Consider the following 9,793-nt stretch of genomic DNA (forward strand, 5'->3'; position numbering starts at 1 on the left):
GGCTCGCCGCGCGGGAAAACGGGAATTTTAGCAGCCTCCGGGCCAACTTCATGGACGCGGCGGCGCGGCTGCGGCACCATCCCTGCCTGACACTGGTCCAGGGAACGACGATGCCCAAGGCGTTGCTGCTCGCGCTGCTCCTCGCACTTCTGCTCCCGGGCTGGGCCCATGCCCAGCGCGTGGAGGGCGATCGCGCCGGGGCCAGCGGCCTCTACCAGGCCGAAGTCACGGTTGGCAGCCAGACGGAGGCGGCGCGGCAGTCCGGTTTCTCGCGCGCGCTGGCCCAGGTCCTGGGCAAGCTTTCGGGCGATGCCGGCGTCGCCAGGCGTCCGGGGGTTTCGCGCGAACTGCGTCGCGCGGGTGATTTCGTCGAAGGCTACGACTACCGCCAGGACGAAGGCCGCTCGGCCGCCGGTTCGCCGACCTACAGCACGGTGCTGGTGGTGCGTTTCCGCGAGGACGAGGTCAACGCCATTGCCGGCGCGCTCGGCCTGCCGCTGTGGCCGGAGCCGCGGCCGAAGCCCGTGCTGTGGCTGGCGATCGACGATGGCAGCGGCCCGCGCCTGGTTGCGCTGGGTCAGAACAACGTGGCGCGGCCGGTGCTGGACCGGGCGATCGAGCGTGGCTACCGCCTCGGCCTGCCCAACGGCACGGCCGCCGAGAAGGCCGCAGTGGGCGCGATCTGGCGTGGCGACACCGCGGCGATCTCGCGCATTTCCGCGCGCTACAGCCCGCCGATGCAGCTGGTCGGCAAGCTCTATCGCGCCGGTGGCGGCTGGAAGGCCGATTGGACGTTCATCGACGACGGCCGCGTGCTCGCGACCTGGTCCGAAGAAGACGGGCAGGCGCGCCGCGCCATCGCCTCGGGCGCGGATGGTGCGGCCAATGCGCTGGTGCGCCGCTATGCCAAGGCCAGCCCCGTGGGCGAGCCCGGTGTCGAACGCGTGGTGGTGACCGGCATCAACAGCGCCAACGACTTCGTGCGCCTGTCCTCCTGGCTGCAGTCCACCTCGGTGGTGCGCGGCATCCGGCCGCTGCGCGCGACCCCCAACAGCCTCGAACTCGAACTCGACCTGCTGACCGGCCTCGCGGGCTTCCGTCGGGTGCTGGATGAAACGGTGCTGGTCGAGTCGGGCGGCAATATCGAAGGCGTGCCGCCCGAGTTCTACCTGCGCTGAGGCCCCGGATCATGGACGAGCACGCCAACGTGGTGGTTTCGCGCTTCCTCATCCGCCTGCAGTGGGCACTGCTGCTCTGCGTCATCGGCTGGCTGGTATGGCGGCTGGGCCCGGTGCTGACGCCGTTCGTGTTCGCGGCTCTGCTGGCGTGGATGGGCGATCCGCTGGTCGACCGGCTCGAGGAGTCGGGGCGCTCGCGCAACGTCGCGGTGGTCATGGTGTTCACCGTGATGGTGCTGTTCCTGGTGCTTGCGCTGGTGATCCTGGTGCCGATGATCGCGCGCCAGATCAGTATCCTGGGCGAAGCCCTGCCGGACTATCGCGACTGGCTGTTGCAGACCGCGCTGCCGTGGCTGGAGGCGCGCACGGGAGTCGACATCGACGCCTGGATGGATCCGGCGCGGATCCTGGACTTCTTCCGCGAACACTCCGAGCGCGCCGGCGGCATCGCCGCGACCGCCCTGGGCGTGGTCTCGCGTTCGGGCATGGCGATGGTGACCTGGGCGGTCAACATCGTGCTGATCCCGGTCATCACCTTCTTTTTCCTGCGCGACTGGGACCTCATGGTGGAGCGCGTGGCCTCGGTGATCCCCCGTGACCATGTGGACACGGCCAGCCGGCTGGCGCGCGAGTCCAGCGACGTGCTGGGCGGCTTCCTGCGCGGGCAGTTCCTGGTGATGGTGATCCTGGGCGTGATGTACGGCCTCGGCCTGTGGCTCGTGGGCCTGGAGCTGGGCCTGCTCATCGGCCTGATCGCCGGACTGTTCACTTTCATTCCCTACATCGGCCCGGCCACCGGCATCGTCCTGGGCATCATCGCGGCGCTGATCGAGTACGGCGACTGGCAGCACCTGCTGGGCGTGTCCGTGGTGTTCGGCCTGGGCCAGCTGATCGAAAGCTACTGGCTGACGCCGAAGCTGGTCGGCGACCGCATCGGACTGCATCCGGTGGCGGTGATCTTCGCGGTGATGGCCGGTGGCGTGCTGTTCGGCTTCGTGGGCATGCTGATCGCGCTGCCGGGGGCGGCGGTGGTCAACGTCATGCTGCGTTTCGCACATGAGCGCTACACCGCCAGCAGGCTCTATGCCGGCCGCGCCGCCGGGGCCGACCTGGAGGTGGTGGTGGACACCAGCGTTGGCGTGGCCGGTGGGCTGCCGGCGCAGCTGCTGGTGCCGGCCACGGCCACGGCCGGGGCGCCGGCGGATCCCGCCGATGTGCCGGCGAGGAACGCCGGGCCGGGACCCGGCCGCGACGGCGCGTGAACCGGCAGCTGCCGCTCGCGCTGCGCTATCCCCCGGACCAGCGTTTCGACACCTTCGTGGATGCGCCGGCTGCTGCGATCGGGCAGCTGCGCATGCTGGCCGCCGGCAGCGGCGACTGGCTGTACCTCGACGGCGCGGCGGGCACCGGCAAGACGCATCTGGCGCTGGCGGCATGTGCGGAAGCCGATGCCATGGGACGCCGTGCAACCTATCTTCCGCTGGCACTGGCCGCCGGACGCCTGCATGAAGCGCTGGAATCGCTGGGCGATGGCCCCGGACTGGTCGCTTTGGACGGGCTCGAGGCGATCGCCGGCCGGGGTGGCGACGAGGTCGCACTGTTCGAGTTCCACAACCGCGCCCGCGCCGCGGGAGGCAGCGTGCTCTACGCCGCGTCCGCGGCCCCGGCGGCGCTGCCTCCCGGGCTGCCCGACCTTCGCTCACGGTTGGCGCAGTGCGTACGCATCCCCTTGCAGCCGCTGGACGACGCCGGCCGCGCCCAGGTGCTGCGACTGCGGGCGCGAAGGCGCGGCCTGCAGTTCGACGAGGCCGCGATCGGCTGGTTGCTCAGGCGTGCCGGACGTGACCTGGCCGGTCTGACGACCCAGCTTGATGCGCTGGACCGGGCATCGCTGGCGGCGCAGCGGCGGGTGACGGTGCCGTTTCTGCGCGAAGTGCTCGGGCCGAATGTCGGCCCCGGGCCGCTTCAGGCCCCTTGAGCACTCCGGTGGCGAGGATGCCTGGCGGCGACCATGGCTCCGATGCGCCGACCGGTGTTCAGCGGTGGTACTCGCCCGCGCGCTCGGGCTGGTAGGTCACTTCCTCGATCAGCACCTTGATGGCGCCGCCGCCGGGCTTGGGCCATTCCATTTCGTCGCCCTGGGAGAGCCCGAGCAGGGCGCTGCCCACCGGCGCCAGCACCGAGATGCGGTCGGCGCTGCCGTTGGCGTCACGCGGATAGACCAGGGTGAGCAGGAAGCTCTCGTCCGGGCCCACGCGGAAGCGGACGGTGGAGTTCATGGTCACCGTGGTGGCCGGGACGTCCTTGGGCGCGACCACGTCGGCGCGAAGCAGTTCGGCCTCGAGCGCGTCGCGGCCGGGAAAGGCGCCGTCGGGAAGGGATTCGAGCAGGCTCTCAAGGCGCTCGGAATCCAGCGTCGAGATGGTGATCTTGGGTCGGGTGTTCACGCGTGCGTCTCCTGACAATGCGCTTGCCGCCAGCAACGCGCCCCGGGCGACGTCTCGCGTCGGCCGGGGCGCGGGTGGGCTGGCGGCTATGGTGTTCGTTGCCGTCAATGTAGCTGCAGCCGGCCGCGATCTCAATCGATTCGCGCGGCCCCATCGTAGCGCCAGTGCCAGGGCTCGTGGACGATGCCGTGCGGGTTGTCGCGCGGATAGCTCATGGTGAAGCCAAACGCCGCGGCATGGGAGCGGAGCCACGCGAACGCCCCGGTCTGCTCGAAGGATTCCTCGGCCGCCGGCTCGCCGGGCGTGCTGATGTCGATGGCGCGCCCGGAATGGTGTTCGGACCAGCCGGGGGCCGCGTTGACGGCGAGGATCTCGTCGATGGCGATCCCGCGCGCGAGCTTTCGCTCGATGATGCCGGCCTGGTAGTCGTGGCTGCGGTAGCCTGACACGGCTTCCAGCGCGATGCCGTCGCGGGCCGCCGCCGCCACCAGGGTCCGCCAGCCGCGGGCGGCGTCCACGCGCAGCCACAGCGCGCGCCGGTAGCGGTCATGGCCGGCCAGGTCCAGCCACGCGGGTTCGGGCTCCAGCGCGAGTCCAGTGCGCGCGGCATAGGCATCACCGTCGATGCCCAAGGCCTCCAGGCGCGTGGCCAGGCGCGTCGGCGGCAGGGTCGGCACCACGTCGATCCCGGTGCGCAGGCCCCGAAGCGGCGGATGCTCGAGGACGTCGAGGGCGGCATCGATCCCGGGTTCGCGCGCCAGGCGCGGCACCAGCGGCAGCAGGCCTTCCGGCAGGTCGGCGGCAAGCAGCGTGCCGTCGCGCTTGCGCCGCAGTACGGTGCAAGCGCGGGCCAGGGCACGGGCGTCGCGGTTGCCGCGTGCGCGCAGCACGCCGCCCGGCCAGAGTTCGATGTCCGGGGTGTTGGCGAGGATGGCGTCGTGGCCGCGCATGGCGGGAAGGCTAGCGCCTGCCGCCGCTGCCCGCCATTGCGCGCAGCCTGTCGAGCAGCGCCTGCGGATTTTCGGGCTGCAGCAGCAGGTCATGCCCGGCGGCGGTGGGAATCCACAGCAGGCGCTTTCCGCCACTGGCAGCCACCAGCGCCCGTTGCCCGCTGCGCAGGCGGAACCAGCCGCTGCGGAAGCCGGGAATGGAGACGCCATTGGTCCTGAGCATCGCGCGGAATTCGGGACGCTCGTCGATGTCGACCACGCGTGCGCGTGCGAGATCCAGCGCATCGGGATCGAAGCGGCGGCGATAGAAGGTCGTGGCGACCTCCAGCCCGCCCGCGTCCAGCCGCAGGCGATGGCGGCGCACCAGCGCGGCCAGCGCGCCCCAAAGCACCAGGCAGAGCGCGGCGACGCTCGCGAAGGCGCGGACCGCGAGCGCTTCCTGGCCTTCGCCGCTGCCGCTGCCGGACAGCTCGGTGAGGCCGACCAGCACCAGCGGCAGGATCACCACCAGCGCGAACAGCCAGGCCTGCGCGCGCGGTGATGCCGGCACCAGCGCCGTGGCCGGATCGTTGTCGTGAACCGCGCCGTGGCGGCTGCTGTCATCGGACACTGTCATTTTCCCTCCGTTTTTGCGGCGCTGGCGGCGGCCCGTTCGGGCAGCCGGCCGGCCTTGCGCAGCGCCTCGCGCAGCAGGTATTCGATCTGTGCATTGGCGCTGCGCAGGTCGTCGTCCGCCCACTGCTGCACGGCCGCGAGGATCGCGGCATTGATGCGCAGTGGATAGGCCTTTTTCTCAGCCACGGCGCGCCATCAGTACAGCGAGCCGGAGTTGACCACCGGCTGCGCGCCACGGTCGCTGCACAGCACCACCAGCAGGTTGCTGACCATCGCGGCCTTGCGTTCTTCGTCCAGCGTCACCACGCCGCTCTTCTCCAGCTCGGCCAGCGCCAGTTCGACCATGCCGCAGGCACCGGCCACGATGCGCGTGCGTGCCGCGACCACCGCGTTGGCCTGCTGCCGCTGCAGCATGGCCTGCGCGATCTCGGGCGCGTAGGCGAGGTGGCTGATGCGCGCCTCCAGGACTTCGACGCCGGCCGAGCCCAGGCGTTCGTCCAGATGCTGCTTGAGCTCGTTGGAGATTTCGACCGGATGGCTGCGCAGCGACATCTGGCCGTCCTCGTGCTGGTCGTAGGGGTGGGTGGTGGCCATGGCGCGAAGCGCCGCCTCGGATTGGATGTGGACAAAGCTTTCGTAGTCGTCGACGTTGAACACCGCTTCGGCCGAATCCACCACCTTCCACACGATCACCGCCGCGATCTCGATCGGGCTGCCCTCGAGCTCGTTGACCTTGAGCTTGCCGCTTTCGAAGTTGCGGATGCGCAGCGAGACCTTGCGCTTGGTGAGGAAGGGATTGTTCCAGCGCAGGCCGTTCTCGTGGACGGTGCCGACGTACTTGCCGAACAGGCTCAGCACCGCCGACTGGTTGGGCTCGACCATGTACAGGCCGGCAAGGCAGAACAGCGCGATGCCGCCGATGGCGATCGCCGCAACCAGCTGCAGCACGGCGCCGCCGTTGACCAGCGCCTGGAAGAAGAGCCAGCCGCAGGCGAGTGCGACCACGAGCAGGAGCAGCAGCATCGGAATGCCGGGCAGGGAGCGGATCGGGTTTTCCTTCATGGCGTTCTCCGGGGGGCCGTGGTTGGGCGAGCCGACATTATTGATATCTAAATGATATCTATCTGTCAAGCTGGTCGCGGGCATCCGCGGCCGACCTGCGATGATGGCGACCTTGGAATCCGAGGGAGTCAGCCACCGATGAAAGGCCGCGACGGCTATGCCGTGTTCTTTTTCCCGCAGGCGATCGAAGCCCTGGGGGACGCCATCAAGCCCTACATCCAGGACAGCCCGGTGGTTGGCCCGCACGTGCCCTGCGACGAAGTCGACACCGGCGGCGCATTGATCGAGCTGACCATGAAAGGCCGCATGCCCACGGGTGATGACGTCGCCCTGGAGCTGATGTTGCCGACGTCGATGGTGCGGATGATCGTGTCGCGGCAAAGCGGCGGCATGTTCGGCTTCGGGCCGCGCAGCTACGAGGCCGCCGCCCAGGCGGCGCTGCCGGTCATTGGCGCCTCGGCGCCGGCCGCGGAGGCACCGGCCGAAGCGGTGCCGGCAAGCGCCGACACCGCCTCGCCCGCGGTGACCGCCCCCGCCGAAGGTGATGCGGCCGCCAAGCCCGCGCCCTGAGGTCAGGTGGTTGGGGCGCTCCCGCGGCGGTCCCGGCTGCGAAGCGCCCTGGCTCAGTTGGTGAGGTCGATCCAGACCAGGCGGTGGTCGCTGCCGTCGACGATGGCGGCGCCGTCCTCGCCCGGGGCCGGCCAGTACACGCCTGAATCCAGCGCCCGGAAGCCGGCGGAAGGCAGCGCATAGTCCAGGCGCAGCGGGCCGGTGCGCGGGCCGAAGTCGCCGGTGGCATGGGCCACGCTGCCGCGGCGATCCGGACGGTCGGCCCCGGCGGCGTGCGCCGCGCCCTCGCTGCGCGGGGTCGCCATGCGCAGCACGCGCGGGTGTTCGAGCAGTTCGATGATGGCCTCGTGGCGACCGTCGCCGTCGACGGGATCGTTGTTGAGGTCGCCGAGGATCACGAAGCGCGCTTCCCGGGCGAGTCCTCCGCAGTGGCCGGCGTCGTCACACAGCCAGGGTGCGTCGTCGCTGCCGATGTACTCGCGCCACAGCCGGATCTCGTCGTGGTTGCGCGCGCCGTTGCGATCCTCGGGGCCGTCGAATACGGGCGGCGTGGGGTGCGAGGCCAGCACGTGCACGGTTCCCAGCGGCGTGCGTACCGGCACGTCCCAGTGCGACTTCGACGACAGCCGCAGCTGCTCCCAGGTGGCGTCGTCGTACCAGGGCGCAGCGGTCCCTGGATCCACCGGCCGCGCGGCGCCGGGCATCGTGCTCCAGCGCAGCTGCTGGAAGGTCCGTGCCGCATCGGCATCAATCGGGTGCATGGACAGCAGCAGCATCCCGTATTGCCCGGGGTGCAGGCCATAGCCCCAGGCGTCGTTGCCGCGCCCGCGGGCGGCGGCCCCGTCTTCGCCGGGGGTCGCGGCGTCGGCACCGACGTGTCCGCTGCGGTCGAGGTCCAGGCCGCTGGGCACGCCGGTGTTGACCGGTGCGATGTAGCGGTAGGGGTAGCGCAGCGGGTCGCCGCCGCCGGGCTGCGGAACATCCAGATAGTCGCGCTGGAAGGCATCCGCCGCGCGGCCGCTGGCGTCGTAGTCGAATTCGTTGACCAGCACCACGTCGGGGCGGACCCGCTGCAGCACCGCGGCGACCTTGCGCGCATCGGCGTCGTCGGATTCGAGTCGCCGCAGCAGGCCGCCGGCGTCATCGGAATAGAGCGATGCGTTGTAGCTGGCAACGCGGAGGGTCTGGGGCGGGGTCATGGACTGTCCGGGGTCTCCGTGGACGTTGACGCGCACGCAGCCGGCAAGCAGCGCGCAGCACAGCAGCGCGGCCAGGCGCGCGCTCATGCGTTGCTCCCGCGCGGGAGGGTTTGCCAACTGCGGCCATCAAAGTGTTCGAGGGTCTGGAAGTTGCGCTTGTAGTCCATTTTTGTGTGTCCCTGAATCCAGTAGCCAAGGTAAAGGTGGCGATAGCCGTCGCGCCGGGCCCAGGCGATCTGCTGCAGGACCGCCAGCGTGCCCAGGCCGCGCGCGGCCTCGTCCGGGTCGTAGAAGGTATAGACCGCCGACAGCGCATCCTCCACCAGGTCGGTGACAGCCACCGCCAGCAGACGTCCGCCCGCGCGCAGTTCGAGGAAGCGCCCCTGCGACCAGCTGCCGACCAGGAACTGCGCGAACTCCGCCTTGCCATGATCGTCCATGCCGCCGCCCGGATGGCGGCCGAGGAGATAGCGGCGGTAGAGCTCGAAGCGCTCCGCGTTCTCGTCCGCGGGCAGGATCCGCGCCTGCACGTCGGCATTGCGCACCAGGCAGCGGCGCTGGCTGCGGTTGGGTACGAAGTCGGCCACGGGGATGCGCACCGGCACGCAGGCACGGCAGCCATGGCAGTGCGGGCGATAGACCAGGTCGCCGGAGCGGCGGAAGCCCCAGGCCAGCGCGCGGGCATAGGACTCGGCCAGGCGCGGATCGCCGGGATCAAGCACCAGGTCGCGGGCCGGGCGTTCGGGCCAGTAGCCGCAGGGGTGTTCGGCGGTGTGGAACAGGCGCAGCGGCGCTGGCTCAGCCATGGCGAACCCGGCGCGGAGATGCATGGACGGCGCGAAGCATGCAGGCAGGATACTGCGCGGCGTCGCAGCGGCTGCGAACCGGCTGCCAGCTGAACGCCCACGGCCGACCGTCAACCACGTCCGGCGCCACGCGTTGATCGATGCACATGCAGCACTGCCGCTGCGAGCAAAGGAGACACGCATGAAGCGTCATGCCCTGTTTTTCGCCACCGCCCTGGCCGTGGCTTCCCTTGGTGCCGCAGGCCTGGCAGCCGCGCAGTCCGCGCCGGCCACCAGTGCCACCAAGGCCACCACCGCCACAGATGACGCCCGCACCGATGCTCCGCGCGCCGCAAAGGGCGAGCGCCCGATGCGCCACGGCAAGGGCCATTCCGGCCACCGCGGCGGCCATTCCATGCGCGGCGGCATCGAGCGCATGGACACGGACGAGGACGGCCGCATCAGCCGCGCCGAGTTCGACGCCGCCAAGGCTGCTCGCGAACAGGCGCGCGCCGCCCGCATTGCACAGCGCGAGAAGGCAGGTGCCGGCGAATCCCCGCGCGGTGCCCGGGCCGAGCATCCCGCCCGCGACGGCATGGAACGCGGCCCGCGCATGGGCTTCGACTTCGATGCCATGGATACCAACAAGGACGGCTACATCGTCCGCAGCGAGGTGGCGGCCCACCGCGACCACATGCAGCAGCAGATGCGCGCGAAGCACGCGGAACGCTTCGCCGAAGCATTTGCCGCCGCCGACCTGAACAAGGACGGCAAGCTCAGCCGCGTCGAGGTCGACGAGAAGATGCCGCGGCTGTCGAAGCGCTTCGCATGGACGGACGACAACCGCGACGGCTTCCTGAGCCGTGCGGAACTGGAAGCCGGCAAGCGCCGTTGAGCCGGGCGTTCCACTGATGGGGTGGCACCGGTTCGACCGGTGCCGGGACAGAGCTCACGGCGCGGGACTTTTTTTTTTTGTTTTTTCCCCAA

11 protein-coding genes and 1 pseudogene are annotated in these 9,793 nt (G+C 70.4%); 5 read left to right on the forward strand and 7 right to left on the reverse strand.

Translation table 11 applies throughout. The features are described from left to right. Positions 1-110: 110 nt before the first annotated feature. From WCE37_RS00450 to hda, 3 genes and pseudogenes are all read left to right on the forward strand, one after another. Complete coding sequence (locus WCE37_RS00450; protein ID WP_343277646.1) at positions 111-1,178, forward strand: DUF2066 domain-containing protein; 1,068 nt, start codon at positions 111-113, stop codon at positions 1,176-1,178. Between the two features lie 11 nt (positions 1,179-1,189). Next, positions 1,190-2,269, forward strand: a pseudogene (locus WCE37_RS00455) (AI-2E family transporter); the annotation flags it as partial. A gap of 167 nt (positions 2,270-2,436) precedes the next feature. Next, positions 2,437-3,156 (forward strand): DnaA regulatory inactivator Hda, encoded by a 720-nt coding sequence (gene hda / locus WCE37_RS00460; protein WP_343277647.1) that lies wholly within the window; start codon positions 2,437-2,439, stop codon positions 3,154-3,156. 58 nt (positions 3,157-3,214) lie between these two features. On the opposite strand, the gene rnk is transcribed toward hda, so the two are convergent. The 5 genes from rnk to WCE37_RS00485 form a co-directional block, all read right to left on the reverse strand. Beyond that, the gene (gene rnk / locus WCE37_RS00465) at positions 3,215-3,625 is read right to left on the reverse strand and encodes a nucleoside diphosphate kinase regulator (protein ID WP_343255659.1); all 411 of its coding nucleotides are present in this window, start codon (positions 3,623-3,625) and stop codon (positions 3,215-3,217) included. 131 nt (positions 3,626-3,756) lie between these two features. Next, the gene (locus tag WCE37_RS00470; protein WP_343277648.1) at positions 3,757-4,575 is read right to left on the reverse strand and encodes a M15 family metallopeptidase; all 819 of its coding nucleotides are present in this window, start codon (positions 4,573-4,575) and stop codon (positions 3,757-3,759) included. 10 nt (positions 4,576-4,585) lie between these two features. Further along, entirely contained in the window at positions 4,586-5,191 is a 606-nt protein-coding gene (locus WCE37_RS00475; protein WP_343277649.1) for a PH domain-containing protein, read from the reverse strand. Beyond that, complete coding sequence (locus WCE37_RS00480; RefSeq protein ID WP_343255656.1) at positions 5,188-5,376, reverse strand: Arc family DNA binding domain-containing protein; 189 nt, start codon at positions 5,374-5,376, stop codon at positions 5,188-5,190. Before WCE37_RS00480 ends, WCE37_RS00475 begins: the two co-directional genes overlap by 4 nt. A gap of 9 nt (positions 5,377-5,385) precedes the next feature. After that, positions 5,386-6,252, reverse strand: coding sequence for an SPFH domain-containing protein (locus WCE37_RS00485; protein ID WP_343277650.1), 867 nt, complete (start codon positions 6,250-6,252; stop codon positions 5,386-5,388). Between the two features lie 138 nt (positions 6,253-6,390). Here WCE37_RS00485 and WCE37_RS00490 point away from each other — a divergent pair, with 138 nt between their 5' ends. Continuing rightward, complete coding sequence (locus WCE37_RS00490; protein WP_343277651.1) at positions 6,391-6,822, forward strand: hypothetical protein; 432 nt, start codon at positions 6,391-6,393, stop codon at positions 6,820-6,822. A gap of 53 nt (positions 6,823-6,875) precedes the next feature. On the opposite strand, the gene WCE37_RS00495 is transcribed toward WCE37_RS00490, so the two are convergent. Both WCE37_RS00495 and WCE37_RS00500 read right to left on the reverse strand, forming a co-directional pair. Then, on the reverse strand, positions 6,876-8,108 hold the full coding sequence (locus WCE37_RS00495; RefSeq protein WP_343277652.1) for an endonuclease/exonuclease/phosphatase family protein: 1,233 nt from the start codon (positions 8,106-8,108) through the stop codon (positions 6,876-6,878). Continuing rightward, positions 8,105-8,827, reverse strand: coding sequence for an arginyltransferase (locus WCE37_RS00500; RefSeq protein ID WP_343277653.1), 723 nt, complete (start codon positions 8,825-8,827; stop codon positions 8,105-8,107). Before WCE37_RS00500 ends, WCE37_RS00495 begins: the two co-directional genes overlap by 4 nt. 181 nt (positions 8,828-9,008) lie before the next feature. On the opposite strand from WCE37_RS00500, the gene WCE37_RS00505 reads away from it, so the two are divergent. Continuing rightward, complete coding sequence (locus WCE37_RS00505) at positions 9,009-9,701, forward strand: hypothetical protein (protein ID WP_343277654.1); 693 nt, start codon at positions 9,009-9,011, stop codon at positions 9,699-9,701. The last annotated feature ends 92 nt before the right edge of the window (positions 9,702-9,793 follow it).

The sequence above is a fragment of the Luteimonas sp. MJ250 genome, assembly GCF_039548455.1.
GTDB lineage: Bacteria > Pseudomonadota > Gammaproteobacteria > Xanthomonadales > Xanthomonadaceae > Luteimonas.